Origin of the sequence: Saccharomonospora marina XMU15 (genome assembly GCF_000244955.1) — a bacterium.
GTDB lineage: Bacteria > Actinomycetota > Actinomycetes > Mycobacteriales > Pseudonocardiaceae > Saccharomonospora_A > Saccharomonospora_A marina.
In genome coordinates this window covers 4,200,205-4,221,813 of record NZ_CM001439.1, presented here as the reverse complement: position 1 = coordinate 4,221,813, position 21,609 = coordinate 4,200,205, and the positions used below count along the sequence as shown (strand labels likewise).

Annotated in this window: 24 protein-coding genes and 1 pseudogene; 15 read left to right on the top strand and 10 right to left on the bottom strand. The window is 69.5% G+C overall.

The window, feature by feature from the left end:
• Positions 1-85: 85 nt before the first annotated feature.
• Both SACMADRAFT_RS19945 and SACMADRAFT_RS19940 read right to left on the bottom strand, forming a co-directional pair.
• Complete coding sequence (locus SACMADRAFT_RS19945; protein WP_040926635.1) at positions 86-421, bottom strand: hypothetical protein; 336 nt, start codon at positions 419-421, stop codon at positions 86-88.
• A 57-nt stretch (positions 422-478) separates the two neighbouring features.
• On the bottom strand, positions 479-2,539 hold the full coding sequence (locus tag SACMADRAFT_RS19940; protein ID WP_040925789.1) for an ATP-dependent DNA helicase: 2,061 nt from the start codon (positions 2,537-2,539) through the stop codon (positions 479-481).
• A gap of 128 nt (positions 2,540-2,667) precedes the next feature.
• Between SACMADRAFT_RS19940 and SACMADRAFT_RS19935 the strand changes: the two genes are divergently transcribed.
• Positions 2,668-4,524: a glycerophosphodiester phosphodiesterase gene (locus SACMADRAFT_RS19935; RefSeq protein ID WP_009155647.1), complete on the top strand. Its 1,857-nt coding sequence runs from the start codon at positions 2,668-2,670 to the stop codon at positions 4,522-4,524.
• A gap of 65 nt (positions 4,525-4,589) precedes the next feature.
• Here the strand turns inward: SACMADRAFT_RS19935 and SACMADRAFT_RS19930 are convergent, their stop codons facing one another.
• Genes SACMADRAFT_RS19930 through SACMADRAFT_RS19920 form a run of 3 tightly spaced genes read right to left on the bottom strand, consistent with a single transcriptional unit; the run spans position 4,590 to position 7,433 of the window.
• On the bottom strand, positions 4,590-5,534 hold the full coding sequence (locus SACMADRAFT_RS19930) for a sugar kinase (protein ID WP_009155646.1): 945 nt from the start codon (positions 5,532-5,534) through the stop codon (positions 4,590-4,592).
• Positions 5,531-6,103, bottom strand: coding sequence for a nicotinamidase (locus SACMADRAFT_RS19925; protein ID WP_009155645.1), 573 nt, complete (start codon positions 6,101-6,103; stop codon positions 5,531-5,533). The genes SACMADRAFT_RS19930 and SACMADRAFT_RS19925 overlap by 4 nt, the downstream gene beginning before the upstream one ends.
• A 34-nt stretch (positions 6,104-6,137) precedes the next feature.
• Entirely contained in the window at positions 6,138-7,433 is a 1,296-nt protein-coding gene (locus SACMADRAFT_RS19920; protein ID WP_009155644.1) for a nicotinate phosphoribosyltransferase, read from the bottom strand.
• Positions 7,434-7,506: 73 nt separating this feature from the next.
• Here SACMADRAFT_RS19920 and clpS point away from each other — a divergent pair, with 73 nt between their 5' ends.
• The 6 genes from clpS to SACMADRAFT_RS19890 all read left to right on the top strand — a co-directional run bounded on the left by clpS (position 7,507) and on the right by SACMADRAFT_RS19890 (position 11,251).
• Positions 7,507-7,791 carry an ATP-dependent Clp protease adapter ClpS gene (clpS, locus tag SACMADRAFT_RS19915; protein ID WP_009155643.1) on the top strand — a complete coding sequence of 95 codons (285 nt, stop codon included), beginning with the start codon at positions 7,507-7,509 and terminating at the stop codon, positions 7,789-7,791.
• Entirely contained in the window at positions 7,788-8,345 is a 558-nt protein-coding gene (locus SACMADRAFT_RS19910) for a DUF2017 domain-containing protein (RefSeq protein ID WP_009155642.1), read from the top strand. The genes clpS and SACMADRAFT_RS19910 overlap by 4 nt, the downstream gene beginning before the upstream one ends.
• The gene (locus SACMADRAFT_RS19905) at positions 8,342-9,394 is read left to right on the top strand and encodes a P1 family peptidase (RefSeq protein ID WP_009155641.1); all 1,053 of its coding nucleotides are present in this window, start codon (positions 8,342-8,344) and stop codon (positions 9,392-9,394) included. The genes SACMADRAFT_RS19910 and SACMADRAFT_RS19905 overlap by 4 nt, the downstream gene beginning before the upstream one ends.
• A 56-nt stretch (positions 9,395-9,450) precedes the next feature.
• The gene (locus tag SACMADRAFT_RS19900; RefSeq protein WP_009155640.1) at positions 9,451-9,915 is read left to right on the top strand and encodes a Mov34/MPN/PAD-1 family protein; all 465 of its coding nucleotides are present in this window, start codon (positions 9,451-9,453) and stop codon (positions 9,913-9,915) included.
• A 69-nt stretch (positions 9,916-9,984) separates the two neighbouring features.
• Entirely contained in the window at positions 9,985-10,263 is a 279-nt protein-coding gene (locus SACMADRAFT_RS19895) for a ubiquitin-like small modifier protein 1 (protein WP_009155639.1), read from the top strand.
• Between the two features lie 37 nt (positions 10,264-10,300).
• Complete coding sequence (locus SACMADRAFT_RS19890) at positions 10,301-11,251, top strand: PLP-dependent cysteine synthase family protein (RefSeq protein ID WP_009155638.1); 951 nt, start codon at positions 10,301-10,303, stop codon at positions 11,249-11,251.
• A 35-nt stretch (positions 11,252-11,286) separates the two neighbouring features.
• Here SACMADRAFT_RS19890 and SACMADRAFT_RS19885 read toward each other — a convergent pair whose 3' ends face one another.
• Positions 11,287-11,649 carry a group I truncated hemoglobin gene (locus SACMADRAFT_RS19885; RefSeq protein WP_009155637.1) on the bottom strand — a complete coding sequence of 121 codons (363 nt, stop codon included), beginning with the start codon at positions 11,647-11,649 and terminating at the stop codon, positions 11,287-11,289.
• A 206-nt stretch (positions 11,650-11,855) separates the two neighbouring features.
• Here SACMADRAFT_RS19885 and SACMADRAFT_RS19880 point away from each other — a divergent pair, with 206 nt between their 5' ends.
• Genes SACMADRAFT_RS19880 through SACMADRAFT_RS19870 form a run of 3 tightly spaced genes read left to right on the top strand, consistent with a single transcriptional unit; the run spans position 11,856 to position 14,051 of the window.
• Positions 11,856-12,449 carry a rhomboid family intramembrane serine protease gene (locus SACMADRAFT_RS19880; protein WP_009155636.1) on the top strand — a complete coding sequence of 198 codons (594 nt, stop codon included), beginning with the start codon at positions 11,856-11,858 and terminating at the stop codon, positions 12,447-12,449.
• On the top strand, positions 12,446-13,240 hold the full coding sequence (gene murI / locus SACMADRAFT_RS19875) for a glutamate racemase (protein ID WP_009155635.1): 795 nt from the start codon (positions 12,446-12,448) through the stop codon (positions 13,238-13,240). The genes SACMADRAFT_RS19880 and murI overlap by 4 nt, the downstream gene beginning before the upstream one ends.
• A 40-nt stretch (positions 13,241-13,280) precedes the next feature.
• Positions 13,281-14,051, top strand: coding sequence for an MBL fold metallo-hydrolase (locus SACMADRAFT_RS19870; protein ID WP_198285881.1), 771 nt, complete (start codon positions 13,281-13,283; stop codon positions 14,049-14,051).
• Between the two features lie 90 nt (positions 14,052-14,141).
• On the opposite strand, the pseudogene SACMADRAFT_RS31020 reads toward SACMADRAFT_RS19870, so the two are convergent.
• Positions 14,142-15,050 (bottom strand): annotated as a pseudogene (locus tag SACMADRAFT_RS31020) (lysylphosphatidylglycerol synthase transmembrane domain-containing protein); the annotation flags it as partial.
• A gap of 125 nt (positions 15,051-15,175) precedes the next feature.
• On the opposite strand from SACMADRAFT_RS31020, the gene rph reads away from it, so the two are divergent.
• The 4 genes from rph (at position 15,176) to SACMADRAFT_RS19845 (ending at position 18,520) form a co-directional block, all read left to right on the top strand.
• Positions 15,176-15,955: a ribonuclease PH gene (gene rph, locus SACMADRAFT_RS19860; protein WP_009155632.1), complete on the top strand. Its 780-nt coding sequence runs from the start codon at positions 15,176-15,178 to the stop codon at positions 15,953-15,955.
• Positions 15,952-16,563 carry an RdgB/HAM1 family non-canonical purine NTP pyrophosphatase gene (gene rdgB / locus SACMADRAFT_RS19855; RefSeq protein WP_009155631.1) on the top strand — a complete coding sequence of 204 codons (612 nt, stop codon included), beginning with the start codon at positions 15,952-15,954 and terminating at the stop codon, positions 16,561-16,563. Before rph ends, rdgB begins: the two co-directional genes overlap by 4 nt.
• A gap of 88 nt (positions 16,564-16,651) precedes the next feature.
• The gene (locus SACMADRAFT_RS19850; protein ID WP_009155630.1) at positions 16,652-17,848 is read left to right on the top strand and encodes an AAA family ATPase; all 1,197 of its coding nucleotides are present in this window, start codon (positions 16,652-16,654) and stop codon (positions 17,846-17,848) included.
• A 243-nt stretch (positions 17,849-18,091) separates the two neighbouring features.
• Positions 18,092-18,520 carry a hypothetical protein gene (locus SACMADRAFT_RS19845; RefSeq protein WP_198285880.1) on the top strand — a complete coding sequence of 143 codons (429 nt, stop codon included), beginning with the start codon at positions 18,092-18,094 and terminating at the stop codon, positions 18,518-18,520.
• A gap of 78 nt (positions 18,521-18,598) precedes the next feature.
• On the opposite strand, the gene bcp is transcribed toward SACMADRAFT_RS19845, so the two are convergent.
• The 3 genes from bcp to SACMADRAFT_RS19830 all read right to left on the bottom strand — a co-directional run bounded on the left by bcp (position 18,599) and on the right by SACMADRAFT_RS19830 (position 20,038).
• Positions 18,599-19,078 carry a thioredoxin-dependent thiol peroxidase gene (gene bcp, locus SACMADRAFT_RS19840; RefSeq protein WP_009155628.1) on the bottom strand — a complete coding sequence of 160 codons (480 nt, stop codon included), beginning with the start codon at positions 19,076-19,078 and terminating at the stop codon, positions 18,599-18,601.
• Between the two features lie 31 nt (positions 19,079-19,109).
• Positions 19,110-19,640 carry a hypothetical protein gene (locus SACMADRAFT_RS19835; protein ID WP_050998188.1) on the bottom strand — a complete coding sequence of 177 codons (531 nt, stop codon included), beginning with the start codon at positions 19,638-19,640 and terminating at the stop codon, positions 19,110-19,112.
• 215 nt (positions 19,641-19,855) lie between these two features.
• Positions 19,856-20,038, bottom strand: coding sequence for a hypothetical protein (locus tag SACMADRAFT_RS19830; RefSeq protein WP_009155626.1), 183 nt, complete (start codon positions 20,036-20,038; stop codon positions 19,856-19,858).
• A gap of 250 nt (positions 20,039-20,288) precedes the next feature.
• Here SACMADRAFT_RS19830 and SACMADRAFT_RS19825 point away from each other — a divergent pair, with 250 nt between their 5' ends.
• Positions 20,289-21,548, top strand: a complete 1,260-nt coding sequence (locus SACMADRAFT_RS19825) for an ABC transporter substrate-binding protein (RefSeq protein ID WP_009155625.1) — start codon at positions 20,289-20,291, stop codon at positions 21,546-21,548.
• Positions 21,549-21,609 lie beyond the last annotated feature (61 nt).

Here is a 21,609-nt window from a genome sequence, read left to right as displayed (position 1 = left end):
CCCGGAACGCAGCACTCGCGGGCACGAACGCAGCACTCGCGGGTCTGAACGGGGGACTCGCGGGCGAGAGCGGGGGACTCGCGGGTCAGGAGGCCTTCCACACCACGTAGGCCTCGTCGGCGTCGGTGGTCATCGCTTCCACGAACTTGTCGTGGTCGAATCCCGGCAGCGTCTGCAACCGCTCGATCAGCGCGTCGGCGGCCGGGTCACCGCTCGGCACCGCGGTTCCGGTGCCGTCGGCGGCGGCCAGCATCAGGAAGACGTCTTCGCGCCACGGGCCTTCCGGGATGACCCGCACGACCACCGCGGACAGCTGGTCCCAGGTGATCGATTCCTCGCTGCCGTCGGCGAGCACACGGCGTACTCCGGTGTCGTCGACGCTGACCGAGCGCGACTTGGCGCTGGATGAGTCGGGGGCCAACAATTTCTCCCTCGGGATCGGCAATGGCGTTCACCGTAGTGGCCGCCGTGGTCGGGCTCAGTCCGGGGCGGCGGCGTCGAGTCTGCGCAGCGCGTCGCGAACGACTCGCGGGTCGTGGGTGGGCCACAGCGGCGGCAGCGACGCGCGCAGGAAACCCCCGTAGCGGGCGGTGGCCAGCCTGGGGTCGAGCACGGCCACCACACCCCTGTCGGTGCCGCTGCGGTGCAGCCGCCCCGCACCCTGCGCGAGCAGCAGCGCCGCGTGCGTCGCGGCCACGGTGAGGAACCCGTTGCCGCCGCGCGCGTCCACCGCTCGCTGCCGCGCCGACGACACCGGGTCGTCAGGGCGCGGGAACGGCAGCCGGTCGACCACGACCAACTGAAGCGACGGCCCGGGCACGTCCACCCCCTGCCACAGCGAAAGCGTGCCGAACAGGCAGGTGCGCACGTCGTCGGCGAACTTGCCGACCAGTAGCGCCGTGGCGTCCTCGCCCTGGCACAGGATGGGGTACCGCACACGGTCGCGCAGCGCCTCGGCCGCCTGTTTGGCGGCCCGCATGGAGGAGAACAGTCCCAGCGTGCGCCCGCCTGCCGCGTCGATCAGTTCGGCCAGTTCGTCCAGGGTCGCGGCGCCGAGCCCGTCCCGGCCCGGCGCGGGTAGCTGCTTGGCGACGTAGAGGATGCCGTTGCGCCGGTAGTCGAACGGCGAACCCACGTCAAGGCCGGTCCAGGTGGGACCGGAATCGTCGCTGGGTGGCGTCTTGCCGGTGGCCGTGCCCGCGACTTCGGTCGCGCGCGCTGGAGACGGCGGCAGCCCCCACTGCCGGGCCAGGGTGTCGAAACTACCGCCGAGCGCCAGCGTGGCCGAGGTGAGCACGGTGGTACTGCTGGCGAACACCCGGTCGCGCAGCAGCCCCGCCACGGTCAGCGGAGCGACGTGCAGTGCGGGCGGCCGCGGTGAGGCCGAGAACGAATCACCTGAGCGCCATACCACGTCGAAGCGGTCGGCCTGTTCGTCCTCGAACGACTCCAGCAGCCGCACGGCCGTGTCGTGCACCTCGTCGAGCAGCGAGCGGGTGAGCTTGCGGGCTGTGGCGCCCTCGACGTCCTCCTTGTGGTCGGGACCGAGCGCGGTGAGGCACGCCCGCGCCGCGTCGCGGGCGGCGGCCACCGCGCCGCCTACGGCGGTGGGCAGCCGGTCGATCCGGCCTGGTGGCAGGTCGTCCAGCACGAGGGACAGCCCGTCGGCGCACTCCAGCAACCGGTCGGCGACGGCGGCGTCGATCAGCCTGCCGCAGCGCCGCGCGGCGGTGGACAGCATCGCGGGGGTCAGTTCGGCCGTGGCCGCCGAGGTCACCCTGTCGACGAGTTCGTGTGCCTCGTCGACGATCGTCACCTCGTGCTCGGGAAGCACCTGGTGTTCCTGCAGTGCGTTGATTGCGAGCAGAGCGTGGTTGGTCACCACCACATCGGCGCGGCCCGCTTCGGCACGGGCGCGTTCGGCGAAGCAGTCCGTGCCCACCGGGCAGCGGGCGACGCCGAGGCATTCCTTCGCCGTGACCGACACCTGCCGCCACGCCCGCTCGGACACGCCGGGCACGAGTTCGTCCCGGTCACCGGTTTCGGTGTCGGACGACCACTCGTGCAGCCGCTTCACCTCCCTGCCGATCCTGGAGACGGTGAAGGCGTCGAACAGGGCGGTGTCCTCCGGCTCCTCCGGAGCGCCGGTGTGAACCCGGTGCAGGCACAGGTAGTTGCGCCTGCCCTTGAGGATCGCGAAGGTCGGCGCGCGGCCGAGCGGCTCGGCCAGCGCGTCGGCGAGGCGGGGCAGGTCGCGGTCCACGAGTTGGCGCTGCAGCGCGATCGTGGCAGTGGAAACCACGACGGTGGAGTCGCGTTCCACCGCGTGCCTGATGGCGGGCACCAGGTAGGCCAGCGACTTGCCCGTTCCCGTGCCCGCCTGCACGGCGAGGTGTTCGCCGGTGCGGATGGCCTCCGCGACGGCCTCCGCCATGCGCACCTGGCCGTCGCGCTCGGCGCCACCCACGGCTTTCACGGCGTGGGCGAGCAGCTCGCGAACCCCAGGCGGTGCGGAGCGGACGGATTTGTCTGCTGGCACGAAACAGACGTTACCCGCCCACCCCCACGATGCCGGGCCCGGCCGCGCCCCTACCCGTCGCCGATTGCTCACGAAAGGTCCATTCGTGCCTCACCAGCACGTCAGTCCGCGTGCCTAGCGTTCGCCCGATGAGACGCTTCCCCGCTGCCCTGCTCGCCGCCCTGCTCGCTGCCGGTGCCGCCGCAGGGCCCGCGCTCCCCGGTCTCGCGACGGCCGAGCCCGGTGGTGCCGAAGGACCCGTCGGTGTGGTCGTGGACGAGTCCTTCGACGGCGAGACGCTGCCGCAGGGCTGGAACCCGGTAGCGGGATCGTGGCGGGTGTACGACGGTCGACTCACCACAACCGAACCGAGTGCGCTGTCCCGCATCACCTTCGGCTCCCGGTTACGGGACTTCCGCGTCGAGGCGACGGTTAGCTTCGAGAGTGTGAACAACGCCAGCCGCTGGGCGGGCATCGTGCTCGACATCGACCCTTCGGGTTCGGCGCCGTGGAGCCAGGCGATCATGCGTTCGCGGTCGACGGCGAGCAACGGCATCGAGTTCGCCGTACGAACGGCCAACAACACCTGGAACGTCACCGACACCGCTTCCGCACCGCACGACGCGGGCACGGGCCGCGACATCCGCATGTCCGTCGAGGTACACGGCAGCAACGCGACCTGGACCTTCGACGGCGAGCCGGTACTCACCACCAACCGGCTGCCCCGCACCGACACCGGGGTGCTCGGCATCGTGGCCGACGGCGCCAGGATCAGCGTGGACGACGTGCGGGTAACCGAATTGCCACCGCCGCCCATCACCAGGCCTGACGGGGCACTGCCGGTGACGATCGCCCACCGCGGCTACTCGGCCGTGGCGCCGGAGAACACGCTCGCCGCCGTCACTGCCGGAATCCGCGCGGGCGCCGAATACGTCGAGATCGACGCGCACACCACCGCCGACGGCGTGCCGGTGGTGCTGCACGACTCGACGGTCGACCGCACCACGAACGGCTCCGGCGCGGTGTCCGCGCTGACCGCCGAGTACGTCACAGGGCTCGACGCGGGCTCGTGGTTCTCACCCGCCTACGCGGGCCAGCGGGTGCCCACCCTCGGTCAGGTACTCGACTTGGTGCGAAACACCGGCTCCACGCTGCTGCTCGAGGTCAAGGCACCGCGCACGAGCGCGCAGACCGAGGCCATCGTGTCCGAGGTGCTGCGACGCGGCATGGCAGAGCAGGTGCTGTTGCAGAGCTTCGACGTGCGGGTGCTGCGAGACACGCGGGAGCTGGCACCGCGAATCCGGCTCGGGCTGCTGCGTGGCGGCCTGGACGCCGACCCGGTAGCCACGGCAAAGGAGCTGGGCGTGGTGTCCTACAACCCCTCGGCCGACGCGCTGCTGGCACGTCCGGAGGTGGTCGAGCGACTCAACGACGCCGGGATCGCGGTCATGCCCTACACGGTCGACGACGCCGCGCGCTGGTCGCGGCTGGCCGAACTCGGCGTCGACGGCATCATCACCAACAGGGCGGGGGAGCACTCCGGTTGGCGGCGGGCAGCCCGCGCCGAACCCGCGGCCGCGCCGACCGTCGCGATCACCGCCCCCGGCGAAGGGGCGCGGCTGCACCGGTACGAGCGGCTGACGCCTGCTGTCAGCGCCAGGGACGCCGACGAGGTGACGGTGACACTCGACGGCGAGCCCATCGACCCCGGGGCCACGCTCGACCCGCGAGAGCTCGCCGCCGGGGTACACAAGCTGTCCGCCGTGGCGACCGGGCCGGGCGGCACGGCCGAGACGAGCACGTTTTTCGAGGTGGTTGTGGACGTCACCGGCGTCAGGGTGCTCGTCGCCGAAGCCGACATCGCCACCCACGACGTCGCGACCATCCTGCGCCATCTCGACGCGGGCAGGTGGCGGCTCGCCGAGCACGCGGTTCGCGCCGCGGCGTTCCCGCCCGAACGGCAAGCGCTGCTGCTGGCAGACCTGCGCATGCTGCGCGGCGCCTGACCGGGCCCGCGGAACGCCACGGCGGTGCGGTGTCGTGGAGCCCCGCTGACCCGCCACGCGGCGGGTCAGCGGGCGCGAGCGAGCTGCTTCAACTCCTCGCGGTCGGGCAGCCCCTCCCAGTCACCGTGCACCGACACCGCGAACGCACGGCACGCGGCGGCTGTGCGTACCCGGCGATCGGGTGGGGCGCCCGCGAGGAAGTCGGCGAGGTAGCCCGCGACGAAGGCGTCGTCGGCGCCCTCGGAATCGATCGCACGAACCGGGTAGGTGGGCACGTCGTAGCGGCAGCCGTGTAGTTCGGCGAGCGCGCCGCGCGGGCCCAGCTTCACGATCACCTGCTCCGGGCCGAGTTCGGCGAGGTAGGCCAGCAGCTGCTCCGGCCGCACCGGCTCACCGGTGAACCCGAGCGGCGCTGCCTCGTCGACGCTCGCGAACACGATGTCGGCTCTGCTCACCAGGTCCAGCAGCACGCCGGTGGCCTCCTGCGGTTCCCACAGCGCGTTGCGGTAGTTCACGTCGAACGACACCGGAACGCCTTCCTCGCGCGCCACCTCGACGGCCGCGAGCACGGCCTTCGCGGCCGTGTCCGACAGGCTCGGCGTCAGCCCGCTCAGGTGCAGCACGCCCGCCTGCCGGATGCGGTCCTCGGGAATGTCCTCGGGGCACAACCGCGTTCCCGCGCTGCCGTTGCGGTAGTAGGCGCAGCGTGTCGCGTCGGTGGTGCGGAAGTCCTTGAGCATCAGCCCGGTCGGTGCGTGCTGGTCGGTCATGGCCGCCGAGGTGTCCACACCCTCGTCCCGCAACCGCAGCAGCACCAGCGCGCCGGGCTCGTCGGCGCCGACCCTGCCCGCCCACGACGCGGGGACACCGAGCCTCGCGACTCCGATCGCGACGATCGCCTCCGACCCCGCGATGCCGACGTCGACGCTGCCGGCATGCCGAAGCTTGCCCGACTGGGTGCTGAACACCGCGAGGCTCTCGCCGAAGGTCACCAGCCCGCGACGTGTCACGAAGCCACCCTCGGTGCTCCGGTCACGGTGACCCCGCCGTCCCGCAGCTGCGCCAGCGCCGAGTCCACAGTGGAACGCGAAACGCCTGCCGTCAGGTCGGCGAGCACGCGCACCCGGAAACCGGCTTTCGCGGCGTCCAGAGCGGTGGCCCGGACACAGTGATCGGTGGCGATCCCGACGACGTCCACATCGGTGACATCGCGTTCGGAAAGCCAGTCGGCCAGCCGCACTCCGCCCTCGGTCTCGCCCTCGAAACCGGAGTAGCCGTGGCTGTACTGGCCCTTGGAGAACACCGCGTTGATCGGCGCTACGTCCAGCTCGGGATGGAATGCCGCGCCCGCGGTGCCTGCCTCGCAATGCCTCGGCCACGACCGTACGAAGTCCGGTTCGTGGTGGAAGTGCTCGCCGGGATCGATGTGGTAGTCCCTGGTCGCCACGACATGGTCGTAGTCACCCTCGCGCAGGTACCGCGAGATGTCACCGGCGACCGCGGCGCCCCCGCTCACCGCCAGCGAGCCGCCCTCGCAGAAGTCGTTCTGCACGTCGACGACGATCAGCGCGGTAGCCATGATGTCCTCCGGTATCGACGGTTGCGTTGTCGGATCAGGTGAAGGTGGTGGGTATCGCCGGATCGCCGCTGGAGAGTTTGAGCCCTTCCCACGGAAGGCTCACCAGCGCGCGGCGCAACCGTTGCCTCCCGTCCTCCAGGGTGGGCAGATCCGGTACCGGTTGTCCACCACGAAGCAGCGGGATGTGCAGATCACGGTCGTAAGGACCCACCTGGGGCGGGTTTGCGGTCGGGTAAACGACTTCCTCCAGTGCGGTGCCCGTGGGTTTGTGCCTGCGCAGTGCCGCCTTGCGTCCGCCCCGCGACGCCTTGTGCTCGCTTCGCTTGGCGACCGGCCTTCCGCCGACCTCGACCAGCTTGTACACCATTCCGGCCGTGGGCGCACCCGAGCCGGTGACCACCGACGTGCCCACCCCGTAGGCGTCGACCGGTTCGGCACGCAGCGCCGCGATCGCGTGCTCGTCGAGGTCACCCGACACCACGATGCGCGTGTCCTTCGCGCCCAGCATGTCGAGTTGCTCCCTGGCCTTGCGCGCGAGCACACCGACATCACCGGAGTCGATGCGGATCGCGCCCAGTTCGGGCCCGGCCACCCGCACGGCCGTTTCGATGCCCGCCGTGATGTCGTAGGTGTCCACCAGCAGCGTCGTGTCCGCACCCAGTTTCTCCACCTGCGCGCGGAACGCGGCTTCCTCGGTGTCGTGCAACAGCATGAACGCGTGCGCGACCGTGCCTCGCGTGCTGATCCCGTAGCGGCGACCGGCTTCCAGGTTCGAGGTGGTGGCGAAGCCACCGAGGTAGGCCGCGCGTGCCGCGGCGACCGCCGCCTGCTCGTGGGTGCGCCTTCCGCCCATCTCGATGATCGGCCTGCCGTTGGCGGCGCCGGACATCCTGGCGGCGGCGGAGGCGACCGCGCTGTCGTGGTTCAGGATCGACAGCGCGATCGTCTCCAGCAGCACACATTCGGCGAAACTGCCGCGCACGGTGAGGATCGGCGAACCAGGAAAGTAGAGCTCCCCCTCCGGGTAGCCGTCCACATCACCGGTGAACCGGTACCCCGAGAGCCAGTCGAGGGTCTCGGCGTCGACGACGGCCGTCGCCCGCAGTTGTTCCAGTTCCGCTTCGGTGAACCGGAAGTCGGCGATCGCGTCCAGCACGCGCGCCGTGCCTGCGACCACGCCGTAGCGCCGCCCCGAGGGCAGCCTGCGCGCGAACACCTCGAACACGCAGTCACGTTCACCCGTTCCGTCGCTCAGCGCGCTACCCAACATGGTGAGTTCGTAGTGGTCGGTGAACAGCGCGGTGCTGGTGTCGCTCGCCGAGGTGGACATAGCGGAAGCCTATTCACTCGTACGGCCAGACCTGGTGGCGCACTCCCTGTCGACACCGTGACACCATGGAGTCATGACCACGCCTGTCGAGGCCGAACAGACTCTCGGTGCGGATCAGGGTTCCGAGGACAGACCGTGGCAGACCATCGTCTGGAACGACCCGGTGAACCTGATGTCGTACGTGACCTACGTGTTCCAGAAAATCTTCGGGTACAGCAGAGATCACGCCACCAAGCTCATGCTCGACGTTCACCACAAGGGAAGGGCGGTCGTGTCCTCGGGCAGCAAGGAAAAGGTCGAAGGCGACGTCGCGAAACTCCACGCGGCCGGCCTGTGGGCAACCATGGAACAGCCGTGAGGGGCTGGCGCCGCAAGGGCGACAACGTGCTCGCCGGGTTCGAGCAGCAGGAGGCCGCGGTCGTGCGTGGCCTGGTCAGCCAGGTCGAGGACATGTTGCGGGCCCGAGCGGAGGAGGCACCGCAGGACGAGTTGTCCGAGCTCACCGGTATCCGCACCGGGCCGTCCGAGGGGCCGGACGACCCCGTGCTCGGGCGGTTGTTGCCGGACTTCCACCGGCTGGACCCGGACAACCCGAGCAAGGAGGAACTCGACTCCGCCGCCGCGCTTCGCTCGCTGCACGAACCCGAGGTGCTGGAGGCCAAGGTGGGTGTCGCGGCCGTGGTGATGCAAACCCTGCCGCCCGATGGCGGCGAGGTACGGCTGAGCCCGGAGCAGGCAGACGCGTGGCTGTCCGCCCTCAACGACGTCCGCATCGCGCTCGGCACGGCGCTGGACGTCACCGAGGACATGCCCGACGAGCTTCCCGAGGAGGACCCCCGCTCGCCGCATCTGGGCGTTTACCACTGGTTGACCTGGGTGCAGGAAAGCCTCGTCCAGGCGCTGGCCGAATGATGTCGAGCAACGACTCCGAAACGGTCGGTGCAGGCACCGGCAACGCCATCACCGATGTGCCTGGTGTGCTGGTGGGGCACCACGAGCGGCTCGAGACGGGCTGGGCCACCGGCACGACCGTGGTACTGGTGCCCGACGGCGCGGTCGGCGCTGTGGACCAGCGCGGCGGGGCTCCCGGCACGAGGGAGACCAACCTGCTGGAGCCGGAGAACCTGGTGCAGCGGGTCAACGCCATCTGCTTCTCCGGCGGCAGCGCGTACGGGCTGGCCGCGGCCGACGGGGTCGTGCGCTGGCTCGGTGAGCGCAACCTCGGCTTCCCCGTCGGCTCGCAGCCGCACGAGGTCGTGCCGATCGTCCCGGCCGCGGTGATCTTCGACCTGCCACGCAGCGACTGGGGCAACACCCCGGACGCCTCGTTCGGCTACGCCGCCTGCGAGGCCTCTGCCGGTGGCCCTGTCGCGCAGGGCACGGTCGGCGCCGGAACCGGCGCGCAGGTGGGCTCACTCAAAGGCGGGATCGGCACCGCGAGCGAGCGGGTGGACGAGTTCGTCGTGGGCGCGCTGGCCGTGGTCAACGCCTCCGGCGAGGCGGTGCGCCTCGACAGCGGTGAGCCCTACGCCGCCGACCACGAGGTCGCCGGGGAGTTCGGCGTGCCGTCCTGGCCGGGCAGGCCCGCAGAGACCGAGGCCGGTGGCACCGACCTCAACACCACGATCGGCGTGGTGGCCGTCGACGCGGACCTGTCCAAGGCGCAGTGCCGCCGTCTCGCGGTCGCCGCGCAGGACGGGCTGGCCAGGGTGGTACGACCGGCGCACACGATGTTCGACGGCGACACCGTGTTCGCACTGGCGACCGGGGCTCGGGAGTTGCCGGTGCGGCAGGGCCCCATCGGGGACGTGGGTAGGGCCGCCGTGCTCGACCGGCTGGCCGCGGCCGCGGCGCGGGTGTTCGCCCGCGCGATGGTGCACGGCGTGCTGGCCGCGGCGTCGGTTCCCGGTCTCGCCGCCTACCGTGACGTGTGGCCCGAGGTGTTCGACGCGCGACCGTGACGCCGCCATCGAGTGGTTCGTCTCACGGTGTGAACGTGAGCTGTCCAACACGTAAGATGTCTATCGTGCTTCGGATCCGCCGTGACCTCGTGGACGCGATCGTCGCTCATGCCCGCCGAGATCATCCGGACGAGGCGTGCGGCGTCATCGCGGGCCCTGACGACGGAACCGACCGGCCAGAGCGCTTCGTGCCCATGGTCAACGCCGCCCGCTCGCCCACGTTCTACGAGTTCGACTCCGGCGACCTGCTCAGGCTCTACCGCGAGATGGACGCGAACGACGAGAAGCCCGTCGTGATCTACCACTCGCACACCGCCACCGAGGCCTACCCCTCGCGCACCGACATCAAGTTGGCGCAGGAGCCGTTCGCGCACTACGTGCTGGTCTCGACCCGCGACCCCGAGGACTACGAGCTGCGCTCGTACCGCATCGTGGACGGCGAGGTGACCGAGGAGCCGGTCGAGGTCGTCGAGTCGTACATGTTCGCCAACACCGGCAGCGACGACGTACCCGACGCCTGAGCTACCGGTGGGAATACCGTGGCCCACCCGAACGTCTCATCCTGTCGTAGATCCGAGTGGAGGTAACCCATGCCCGTGACCGTCTCCATCCCCACCATCCTGCGTACGCACACCGGCGGCGAGAAGTCCGTCGAGGCGTCGGGCAAGACGGTGGCGGAGGTGATCGACGACCTGGAGGCCAAGCACGGCGGCCTCAAGGAGCGCCTGGTCAAGGACGAGAAGCTGCACCGTTTCGTCAACGTTTACGTCAACGACGAGGACGTGCGCTTCGCGGGCGGGCTCGACGCGGAAGTCTCCGACGGCGACACCGTGACCATCCTGCCTGCCGTGGCGGGCGGGGCGCGCTGACGTCGTCGGCGCGAACCCGAGACGATAGGCGCTGACAATGGCTCGGTACGAGTCCCTGCTGGACGCGCTCGGCGGCACGCCGCTCGTCGGCCTGCCCAGGCTGTCCCCTTCGGCCGACGTGCGGCTGTGGGCGAAGCTGGAGGATCGCAACCCCACCGGCTCGATCAAGGACAGGCCCGCGCTGGCGATGATCGAGGCCGCCGAGCGTGACGGCAGTCTGCGCCCCGGAGCGACGATTCTCGAGCCCACCTCGGGCAACACCGGCATATCGCTGGCGATGGCCGCCAAGCTCAAGGGCTACGGCCTGGTGTGCGTGATGCCGGAGAACACCTCGGCCGAGCGAACGCAACTGCTGCAGGCCTACGGCGCCCGCATCGTGTACTCGCCCGCCGCGGGCGGGTCGAACGAGGCCGTGCGCAGGGCCAAGGAGTTGGCCAAGAGCAACCCGGACTGGGTCATGCTCTACCAGTACGGCAACCCGGCCAACCCCGACTCCCACTATCGGGGCACCGGCCCGGAGTTGCTGAAGGACCTGCCGACGCTGACCCACTTCGTCGGCGGTCTCGGCACCACCGGCACGCTGGTGGGCGTCGGCCGCTACCTGCGGGAGAACAAGCCGGATGTGCAGGTGATCGCGGCGGAGCCGCGCTACGGCGAGTTGGTGTACGGACTGCGCAACCTGGACGAAGGGTTCGTTCCCGAACTGTACGACCCCGATGTGCTCTCCGGCAGGTACTCCGTGGGCGCCTACGACGCGCTGCGCCGCACTCGCGAGCTGCTGGAACACGAGGGGATCTTCGCGGGAATCTCCACCGGCGCCGTGGTGCACGCCGCGCTCGGTGTGGCGAACAAGGCCATGGCAAGGGGCGAGCGGGCCGACGTGGCGTTCGTCGTGGCCGACGCCGGGTGGAAGTACCTGTCCACCGGCGCCTACAGCGGTTCGCTCGACGAGGCCGCCGAGCGGCTGGACGGCCAGCTCTGGGCGTGAGCCCACCGGCCGCCCCGCCGCGAGGGGAGCAGTGCTCAGGCCGACGGTGACACGATGTCGCCCGAAAGCGGTGCCACCGCGCCGATGATCGCGTCCACGGTGTCGCTGGGAACCCCGGCCGCCAGCAGCGATTCGCTCAGGTACTTCGCCACCAGGTCGAACTGCTGCTGACCGATCCCCCTGCCCCGGTGGGCGTCCTTCATCGACAGCCCGCTGTACTCGGCGGGACCGCCGAGCGCCTGCGCGAAGAACTCCACCTGCTTGCCCTTCAACCGCGACATGTTCGACCCCGTGAAGAACCCCGCCAGCTGCGGGTCGGCGAGGACCCGCTCGTAGAAGTCGTCCACGACGGCGATGAGTGCTTCCTGGCCACCGATCTGCTCGTAGCTGCTCGTCATACCGATCGAGCCAACCGGGCCGACGTTTCCACCGCGTACGCGCGATGACAACAGCGTGCAAACAGCTCGGCACCGCGGCCACGCCCGCCCGGTGATCTCAGGGATTTCTCCCGAGGTGGCCCTGCGGCAGCGGACGTAGCCTGGAGCACGTGAGCACGCAGCCGCAACCAGTTCCCTCGCGCCCGAGGCAGAGCCCCGCCAAGCGGGTGCTGCCGCCGAAGCCGCTGGCGGCGGGCGTTGTCGCGTTGGCGTTCACGATGCTGCTCTACCTGGTGGAACTCGTCGACGTGCTGCTGCCCGCGCAGCTCGACCTCGCCGGTATCCACGCGAGGTCGCTGGCAGGACTCGACGGCATCGCGTGGGCGCCGGTGCTGCACGCGGGCTGGCCGCATCTGTTCGCCAACACCGTGCCCGTGCTGGTGTTCGCCTTCCTCGCGATGGCGGGCGGTATCGCGCAGTGGGTGGCGGTCACGGCCACGATCTGGCTCGTCGCGGGGCTCGGTGTGTGGCTGACGGCCCCGCCGGGTGTGGTGACGGTGGGCGCCTCCGGTCTGGCCTTCGGCTGGCTGGCGTTCCTGCTCGTACGCGGGATCTTCAACCGCAGCGCTGCCCAACTGGTGGTGGCCGCCGTGCTGCTGTTCGGCTGGGGCGGGATGCTGTGGGGCATCCTGCCCGGCAATCCGGCGATCTCCTGGCAGGGCCACCTGTTCGGGGCGCTCGGCGGGGTGCTCGCGGCTTGGGTCGTGGCGCGTGCCGACCGTGCCAGGGCCGCGAAACCGCCCGGTACCCTCGGGGCGTGACGCATGCCGATGCCCCGATCGGGATCTTCGACTCCGGTGTCGGTGGGCTGACTGTCGCGCGCGCCATCGCCGATCAGCTTCCCGGCGAACGCCTGCGCTACCTCGGTGACACCCGCAACGCCCCCTACGGGCCGCTGCCCATCGCACGAGTGCGCGAGCTCACCCTTGCCGCACTGGACGGTCTCGTCGCCGACGGCGTCAAGGCACTGGTGATCGCCTGCAACACCGCATCCGCGGCGAGCCTGCGCGATGCGAGGGAGCGCTACGACATCCCGGTCATCGAGGTCGTGCTGCCCGCAGTGCGGCGCGCGGCGGCCGCCACACACAACGGGCGCATCGGATTGATCGGCACGGAGGGCACCGTCCGCTCGCGCGCCTACGACGACGCCTTCGCGGGCGCCACGCGGGTGCGGCTGAGCAGCGTCGCCTGCCCACGGTTCGTCGACTTCGTCGAGCGGGGCATCACCTCGGGCCGCCAGGTGCTCGGCCTCGCGCAGGGCTACCTGGAGCCGCTGTCGCGTGCCGGGGTGGACACGCTGATCCTCGGCTGCACGCACTACCCACTGCTCACCGGGGTGCTCCAGATCGTGATGGGGCCGGAGGTGACCCTGGTGTCCAGCGCGGAAGAGACCGCCAAGGACGTGGTGCGCGTGCTCACCGAGCAGGATCTGCTCGCAGAACACGCGGAGCCACCGGCGCACGAGTTCCTCTGCACGGGCGAGCGGGAACCGTTCATCCGGCTGGCGCACCGGTTCATGGGTATCGGCGCGGGAGTGCTGACGGCCACCTGATGCGGGCATCCGCCCGGCCGTCATGGCAGGGTGTGTGATCGTGCGAGTGACGATCCTGGGCTGCTGCGGCAGCATTCCCGGCCCCGACCGGGCGGCCTCGGGCTACCTGCTCGAAGCGGGCGGCTTCACGATGGGCATCGATCTCGGCAACGGCACGCTGGCGCGACTGCAGGCCGTGCGCGATCCGTTCGAACTGGATGCGCTGCTGCTTTCGCACCTGCATCCCGACCACTGCGCCGACTTCAGCGCACTGACGGTGCTGCGCCGTTACCATCCCGCGCCGCCTTTCGACACGCGCGAGCGCAGGCTCCCGGTCTACGCGCCGAGCCAGGCACCCGCCCGGCTGGCCAACGCCTACGCGCCACACGAGTCCGAGCGGTTGGAGACCGACCTGTCGGACGTCTTCGAGTTCCACGCCCTGCACCACGGTGTGCTGCGGGTCGGGCCGTTCCAGGTCACCGCGGTTCCGGTGACCCATCCCACCGAGTCGTTCGGCGTCCGCGTGACCGACGGCGCACGCACCTTCGCCTACACCGGTGACACCGGCGAGTGCCCCGCACTGGACGAGTTGGCCGAGGGAGCCGACGTGCTGCTGGCTGAGGCCACCTGGACCCACGCCGACGACCGGCCACCCGGGCTGCACCTATCCGGGCGGCAGGCCGGGGAACTCGCCGCGCGGGCGCGCGTCGGCAGGCTGCTGCTCACCCACGTCGCTCCGTGGACCGACGGCGAAGCGGTGCTGCGGGAGGCGCGTTCCCGCTACGACGGACCCGTCCGGCTCGTCGAGCAAGGGGCGGTCTACGACATCTGAGCGGCGGGTCGCCCGCAGCACCAGCCAGCCGAGTACCCCGATGGGAATGATCAGCCAGCACGACAGCAGCCGGTAGGTCAGTACGGCCGCGGTCGCGGGTGAGTCGGCAGCGCCTGCCGAGACGAGTCCCGCGAACAGCGCGGCCTCGATCACGCCGATCCCACCGGGGGTCAACGGGACCTGCCGCAGCAACTGCACCGTGAGATAGATCGTGGCCAGCGTGGCGACGCCGAGTTCGATGCCGACCGCGCGGGAGGCGGCGAGCAGGCACAGCAGGTCGGTGAGCCAGTTACCCACGGCCGCGGCCAGCGCGAGCAGCCAGTGCCGGGGCCGCACGGTGCGAGACTCGGTCAGCGCGTCGCGCACCGTGTCGAGCACACCACCGAGCAGGCCATGGCTGCGCGGGCGTCGTTGCCTCGCGGGCCGGGCAGGCGCACGCAGGCGGGAGGCCAGCGCCGGTGCCGCGGCCGCGGCGAGGGTGGCCGCCGGGACCAGACCCGCCAGGACGAAGCCGGGATGAACGTCCCAGTTGCGGGCGAGCGCCGTTGCCGCGCCGGTGAGCATTCCGGTGACGTACAGCAGCGCGAGCCCCGCTGCCGACAACAAGCCCGAGAGCACCATGACCGCGGTGGCGGCCGCTTTGTCGGCACCGTCGGCGCGGAATTCTCGGAAGGCGTACGCGGCCGAAACGGCGGAACCGGCGGGCAGGCTGATCGCGATGGCCGAGCGGCTGTAGGCCAGCGCGAACGCGCGGTGCCGCGGGATCGTCACGCCGAACCCTGTCAGCAGCCTGCGCTGCTGGCGGGCGAACATCGCCAGCGACACGAACTGGGCGGCAGCGGCGGTCAGCAGCCACGCCGGATCCGCTGCGGCCAGCGTGGTGAACACCTCGGCGGGTTCGGGCAGCCTGCCTCGCAGTGCGAACGCCGCACCCACGAGCACGGCGGCGATCCCGGCGCCCCGCCACAACCTGCGCCGTCGCCGGGTTCTCTCGCCCATACCGCCCCCTATTTCAACACTTTTGAATTATGCTCCGGCGGGGGTGGCTGTCAACGCCCCTGGAAGTCCTGGCGGCGGGTAGGCACGGCGGCGGTCGCTCAACGCGTTCACTAGGCTCTGCGCTCGTGGTGAGAAAAGACGGCAGGAACGACGACCAACTCCGCGAGGTGCGGATCACGCGCGGGTTCCAGCAGTGGCCCGCGGGTTCGGTGCTCATCGAGTTCGGTGACACCAGGGTGTTGTGCGCGGCGAGCGTGACGGAAGGCGTGCCGCGCTGGCGCGCGGGCTCCGGCCTCGGCTGGGTCACCGCCGAGTACGCCATGTTGCCCTCGGCCACCCACACCCGGGCCGATCGCGAGTCGGTCAGGGGCAAGATCGGTGGCCGTACCCACGAGATCAGCAGGCTCATCGGGCGGTCCCTGCGCTCCTGCATAGACCTGGCCGCGCTCGGCGAGAACACCATCATGATCGACTGTGATGTGATCCAGGCCGACGGCGGAACCCGTACCGCCGCCATCACCGGCGGCTACGTCGCGCTGTCCGACGCCATCACCTGGCTGGGCGCCGCGGGCAGGCTCGCGGACCCCAAGCCGCTGTCGGCGGCGGTGTCCGCCGTCAGCGTCGGTGTGGTGGACGGGCGTGTCCGGCTGGACCTGCCCTACGAGGAGGATTCTCGCGCCGAAGTGGACATGAACGTCGTCGCCACCGACGCGGGCACGCTGATCGAGGTGCAGGGCACCGCCGAGGGCGCCACGTTCACCAGGTCCACTCTCGACAAGATGCTCGACCTTGCCCTCGCCGGTTGCGCCGAGCTGGCAAGGGCCCAGGAGCAGGCGCTGGCCCAGCCTTACCCCGGCGAGTTGCCCGAGCCCGCGCCCACCAAGAAGTCGAAGGGCTCGAAGTGACGTTGCGGGTGCTGCTGGCCACACGCAACCGGCACAAGCTCGAGGAGCTGCGCCGGATCCTGCTGGCCAACGGCCTGGACGCGATCGAGGTCGTCGGGCTTTCGCAGGTGAGGCAGTTCCCCGAATCACCCGAGACCGGGGCCACCTTCGAGGAGAACGCGCTCGCCAAGGCCCACGATGCCGCGCGAGTCACCGGCCTGCCCGCGGTCGCCGACGACTCAGGGCTCGCGGTGGAAGCACTGAACGGTATGCCCGGAGTGCTGTCGGCCCGCTGGGCGGGCGAGCACGGAGACGACCGAGCGAACCTGGAACTCGTGCTGTCGCAGCTGAAGGATGTCCCTGACGAACGGCGCGGCGCCGCGTTCGTGTGCGCGGCCGCGCTGGTGGTGCCCGGCTCGACCGAGGTCGTGCTGCGTGGCGAATGGCGCGGCACGCTTGTCCGCGAACCCCGCGGCACGAACGGCTTCGGCTACGACCCGATCTTCCTGCCCGAAGGGCAGGCGCGTACCTCCGCCGAACTGTCACCCCAGGAGAAGGACTCGATGTCACACCGGGGTCGTGCCCTGCGCTCGCTCGTGCCGTACCTGCGCGAACTGACGCGGGAATGATCGCGGTAGCCGATCGGGCATCGAGGACCGGACCTCCACGTGTCAGCTCGTGGTACCTGGGTCATGATGGGCCTACGGAGGTGCGTCGGTGAACAGACGACTGCTGGAGCTGCACGTGGAGAACTTCCGCAGCCTGCGCAAGGTCAGCCTGCCGTTGCGGGAACTCAACGTGCTCGTAGGCCCCAACGGTGCTGGTAAGACGAACGTGCTCGAGGTCTTCCGATTCCTCGCCGACGTGATTCGTACCGACCTGGAACCGGCGCTGAGTCTGCGCGGCGGTTTCGACGAAGTGGTGTTCTGGGGAGGCGAGCGAACACCGGCGAGCATCCGGATCAAACTCAAGGCGACATGGACCACACACTCCAGTGCCACCGCGCCGGACGAGTACGAACTCCGGATCGGGAGACGATCGGGACGCAGCTTGGCGCGCAGGGAGAGCTTTCAGTTCAAGCGCACGCAGGGGCGGGGCCGCCGGATCACGATCAGCGGTTCCGAGGTCAACGTGGTCGGGATCGAGAAGAACCAGTCGGAAGCATCTGAGGACGTATTCGGCATCCGTAAGCTCAGCAGCGGGCTTTCCACCCTCCCCCGGCTTTCCGACGACAAGGGTGGCAGTGAGGTCAGTACGGTCGCCGAGAGACTCGCATCTTTCAGGGTCTTCGATGTGAGTGTCGACTCGGCACGTGCGCCCGCGCGGTTTCCCAAGGACGGTCGTGAGCCGCTCGATGACGACGCCGCCAACCTGGCGGCGTTTCTACTCAGCTTGCGCAGCCGAGACGAGGGGGCGTGGGATCGGCTGGTCGAGGACGCGGCCGAAGTGCTGCCGCAGTTGGACACGATTGATTTCGAGTACCCCTCAGGACCTGCCCGTGAAGTCGTTGTGGTGCTACGTGAACGTGGTCTACGGCGACCGACCCAACTGGCGGACGCCTCCTACGGGACCATTCGGTTGCTCGGGCTGCTCGCCCTGCTGTACGACCCCGCACCTCCGGCATTGACCTGCGTGGAGGAGATCGACCACGGCCTGCACCCACAGGCATTGGAGCTGCTGGTGCAACGCCTTCGCGAAGCCAGCGCACGCACCCAGTTCCTGATCGCGACCCATTCACCAGCGATGGCTGACCGGCTCGAACCGCACGAACTCGTGGTGTGCGAGCGTCGAGACGACGGTTCCTCCGTGATACCGGCGATCTCCTCGCAGAAGGTAACCGACATCGTGGAAGCCAGCGAGGGTCTCCCGTTGGGGGAGTTGTGGTTTTCCGGGGCGCTTGGCGGTGATCTTTGAGGCGCGGGAGGACAGCTGCGGGAGCCACGAAGAAGCCGATCATTGTGCTCGCCGGTGAAGACAGTAACGACCGACGAAGTCTCCGGCTTCTGCTCGAAGCCTTCTGTGTCGAGATGCGGGGGCGAATCGTCGAGATCACCGACGATGTGCGGCTGGCACAGGGCCAGCGAGAACAACCTGGAGGAACGGGTCAAGACGTTGTCCCGGAAGGTCCGTGCCCGAGCTACGCGTGAGGAAGCGACTGTGGCATGCGTCTTCGTTCACGAGGACTTCGACCGCCCTGATGGTCCGGATTACGTCACCGCGCAGAATCGTGTTCAAGCGGCGCTCGAGAGGAATCTGGGTACGGCCCATTACGTGCTCGCCGTCGCCGAGGTGGAGTCCTGGATGCTGTTGTTTCCGCATGCGCTCTCGGCGGTCACGTCTGCGTGGAAGGTTCCTGGCAAGTATCGGAACAAGGACACAGGTCGGCTGGCTGACCCGAAGCGGGTGCTGACGAGCGAGGTCTGCAAATCCGGCCGCCGCTATCGCGAATCCGACGCTCCGGTGATCTTCGAGCGCGTTGTCGCAAGCCGGTCCTACGACAGTCCTTCGGGATCGAACCGCTCATGGCGCAGGCTCCGCGACGATGCGGCCACGTGCTGTGCTTCACACCTGCGGACAGGTCGTTGAGTCGGCCGCACGGGCGGCGGAGGTTCGCGGTAGCGATCCGCTCGAACCTCGGCGAGCGCGAACGAGGCAGCAGGGCCCCTATTCTGCGAGGTCCAGATCCTTCAGCAGCCTCGCCACGTGGCCGGTGGCGCGCACGTTGTACAGCGCTTTCGAGATCCTGCCTTCGGGGTCCACGACGAACGTCGAGCGGATCACTCCCTGCACCACTCGCCCGTAGTTCTTCTTTTCCCCGAAGGCTGCCCACTCGGTGAGCACGGTCTTGTCGGAATCGGAAAGCAACGGGAACGTCAGGCCCTGGTCGGCTGCGAATTTCGCGAGCTTGGACTGCTTGTCCGGGGAGATCCCGAGCACCTGGTAGCCGGAGTCGTCGAGCAGGGCGAGGTTGTCCCTGAAGTCGCAGGCCTGCTTGGTGCATCCGGGGGTGCCCGCGGCCGGGTAGAAGTACACGACCACCCAGCGGCCCCGGAAGTCCGACAGCGAGACGTTGTTGCCCTGGCTGTCGGGAAGGGTGAACTCGGGTGCCTGGTCGCCGGGGGAGAGCCGCTTCTGCTCGGTCATGCCCGAAAGCCTATCCGGGGCCGGGTGGGCCTCACACCGAGCCGCGGAACACGGCCGTGGCCGGGGTGGAGGCGTAGGGGCGAAGGGTGAGCCGCACCGGGTCGCGGTCGGCGCTCATCGCGAATGCCAGCGTGAGCCGCACGGTACTGCCGGGCCCGATGTCGCGGTCGGCGTCGGGGATGCCGTTGTAGCCGCGGGTGGTGTCGACCACCTGCTTCACCTCCTGCTCGCCGACCGTCGCGGTCACCGAGAAGTTGGAAAGCCGGTAGGGCTGCTCGCCGTCGTTGAAGAGCACGATGCCGAACGCCGCCGCCCGCTCCGAGCGGGGGTAGGCGCTCTCGCTCGGCCGGAAGACGTCCGGGGTGGAGACGCGGACGACCAGGCCGGTGGGAAACCGGTACTCGGAGCCGAACTCGAAGACGCCTGGAGGCGGGCTGAGTCGCGCATCCGGGGTGGAGGTCGCCGTGGCCGATTCGGTCGGTAGCGGAGTGTCACCGGCTTCGGAGGTGCCGCAGGCGGTCAGCGCGAGCACCGCGCAGCCGGCCACAGCGATCCTCGACATTCGCACGGCAGATGCTCCTTACTCCGTTCGCACCGGCTGGTTGCTCCGTTCGGTGGCGGCCGGATGCCGCCTCGTCCACTCTGGCGGCGGCCGGCCGTGTGATGCCAGCCGGATGCCGGGGTTGAGGCGGACCTGGTGTCCGGCTGTGTCCTGACCGTGACCGTTGGGCCACATGGAGTGATGCCAATCACTCGTTCGTGGTAACGAGGAGGGTGTCAGACGGCGAGGGCGAAGAAAAGTACGAAAACCGCCAGCCCCGCCAGCCACACCACGATGAGCCAACCCCAGTCACGCCACGGGTTCACCACCCGGTTGTCCTCGCCGGGAACGTAGACGCCGCGCATCTCGAACCAGTCGGCCACGCGTTCCGGCCACCGGAACGGATTGCCTACCGACATGCCTGGCCTCCCGGTACCGCTCGCGTGCTGTGTGTCCCAAGCTACTCCCCGCGATCTCGTAGGCCTCGGAGAGTCAAGCCGACGTATCAATCGTATGTTGCCTGTTCACGCGGTGTCCGAAAAGATCTACTCTTTCAGTCTCTTCGGACAAGCCGGGTGGAAGACGGTCGCCGTCGCCGAGCAGTTCACTGCCCGGCAGGTTCACCAGTTGACCGCCCTCATGAGAACTCGATGACGGGAGGCGGAAGGAATGCGAGCGTCAAGACTTTGGCGGTCAGCGATCTTCCTGAGCGCCACGGCGCTCGTGGTGGCCGCGTGCGGTGGCGGGGATGACGGTGGCCAAGGCGGAGGCGACGGCGGTGACGGCGTGCTCAACCTCGGCTACGTCCTGCCCGAGACCGGGCAGCTGGCCTTCCTCGGGCCGCCACAGATCCAGTCGGCGAAATTCGCGATCAAGAACATCAACGACGCCGGTGGTGTGCTCGGGCAGCCGATACCGGAGATAGTCGCCGGTGACGAGGCCGGGCAGGAAGGTGTGGCCGTGCAGTCGGCCGACCGGGTGCTGTCCTCGGGTGTGGACGCCATCATCGGTGCCGCGGCGTCCGGCATGTCCCTGGCGATCATCGACAACATCACCGGCTCGGGTGTCGTCCAGTGCTCCGGCTCGAACACCGCGCCCACGTTCACCGACTACAACGACGACGGGTTCTACTTCAGGACCGCGCCGAGTGACGCGTTGCAGGGCCCGGTGCTGGGCAAGGTGATCGTGGAGGACGGCCACAACCGGGTCGCTCTGGTGGCCCGCGCCGACGACTACGGCCGCGGCCTCATGGAGGCCACCAAGAAGGCGTTGGAAGAGCAGGGCGCCAACGTCGTGCTGACGCAGACCTACGACCCCGAGGCGACCAACTTCGACCAGCTCGCGCAGCAGGTCAAGAACTCGCGGCCGGATGCGGCCGTTGTGGTGGCCTTCGAGGAAGGCACGCAGGTCATGCAGTCCATGATCGAGGCGGGCGTGGGTCCGCAGCAGATCGGCGTCTACGGCGCCGACGGGTTGCGCAGCGAGGAACTGGCCAAGCTGGTCTCGCCGAACGACCCGAGTGTGATCGCGGGCATGAAGGGCACCGCGCCCGCGTCGGCGGAGAACCAGGAGTACGTCAACAGGCTCAAGGAGTTCGCACCCAACCTCGCCGAACTGCAGTTCGCACCGCAGGTGTACGACTGCGTGACGATCATCGCACTTGCCGCAGAGGCGGCCCAGTCGACCGACCCTGCCACGTTCGCGCCGGAGATCAACGGCGTGACCAAGGGCGGCGAGAAGTGCACGTCGTTCGAGCAGTGCAAGGGCCTGCTCGACCAGGGCACCGACATCGACTACGACGGCGTGAGCGGGCCGCTCGACTTCATCGAGCAGGGCGAGCCCGGTGAGGCGACGATCGAGGTGTACCGCTACAACAATTCGGGCCAGCTGGAGACCGTGCGCACGGAGAAGAGCACCGGCAACGGCTGACAGCCCTGCGCAAGCAGCGGTAGCAGCACAAACGATCAGCCCCCCGGGTCCAGGACCCGGG

What these genes read in the sequence shown, in the direction of transcription:
- SACMADRAFT_RS19935 (WP_009155647.1), top strand. Translation starts at nt 2,668, where the DNA reads ATGAGACGCTTCCCCGCTGCCCTGCTCGCCGCCCTGCTCGCTGCCGGT.
- SACMADRAFT_RS19925 (WP_009155645.1), bottom strand. Translation starts at nt 6,103, where the DNA reads ATGGCTACCGCGCTGATCGTCGTCGACGTGCAGAACGACTTCTGCGAG.
- SACMADRAFT_RS19920 (WP_009155644.1), bottom strand. Translation starts at nt 7,433, where the DNA reads ATGTCCACCTCGGCGAGCGACACCAGCACCGCGCTGTTCACCGACCAC.
- clpS (WP_009155643.1), top strand. Translation starts at nt 7,507, where the DNA reads ATGACCACGCCTGTCGAGGCCGAACAGACTCTCGGTGCGGATCAGGGT.
- SACMADRAFT_RS19905 (WP_009155641.1), top strand. Translation starts at nt 8,342, where the DNA reads ATGATGTCGAGCAACGACTCCGAAACGGTCGGTGCAGGCACCGGCAAC.
- SACMADRAFT_RS19900 (WP_009155640.1), top strand. Translation starts at nt 9,451, where the DNA reads ATGTCTATCGTGCTTCGGATCCGCCGTGACCTCGTGGACGCGATCGTC.
- SACMADRAFT_RS19895 (WP_009155639.1), top strand. Translation starts at nt 9,985, where the DNA reads ATGCCCGTGACCGTCTCCATCCCCACCATCCTGCGTACGCACACCGGC.
- SACMADRAFT_RS19890 (WP_009155638.1), top strand. Translation starts at nt 10,301, where the DNA reads ATGGCTCGGTACGAGTCCCTGCTGGACGCGCTCGGCGGCACGCCGCTC.
- SACMADRAFT_RS19885 (WP_009155637.1), bottom strand. Translation starts at nt 11,649, where the DNA reads ATGACGAGCAGCTACGAGCAGATCGGTGGCCAGGAAGCACTCATCGCC.
- bcp (WP_009155628.1), bottom strand. Translation starts at nt 19,078, where the DNA reads ATGACCGAGCAGAAGCGGCTCTCCCCCGGCGACCAGGCACCCGAGTTC.
- SACMADRAFT_RS19835 (WP_050998188.1), bottom strand. Translation starts at nt 19,640, where the DNA reads ATGTCGAGGATCGCTGTGGCCGGCTGCGCGGTGCTCGCGCTGACCGCC.
- SACMADRAFT_RS19830 (WP_009155626.1), bottom strand. Translation starts at nt 20,038, where the DNA reads ATGTCGGTAGGCAATCCGTTCCGGTGGCCGGAACGCGTGGCCGACTGG.
- SACMADRAFT_RS19825 (WP_009155625.1), top strand. Translation starts at nt 20,289, where the DNA reads ATGCGAGCGTCAAGACTTTGGCGGTCAGCGATCTTCCTGAGCGCCACG.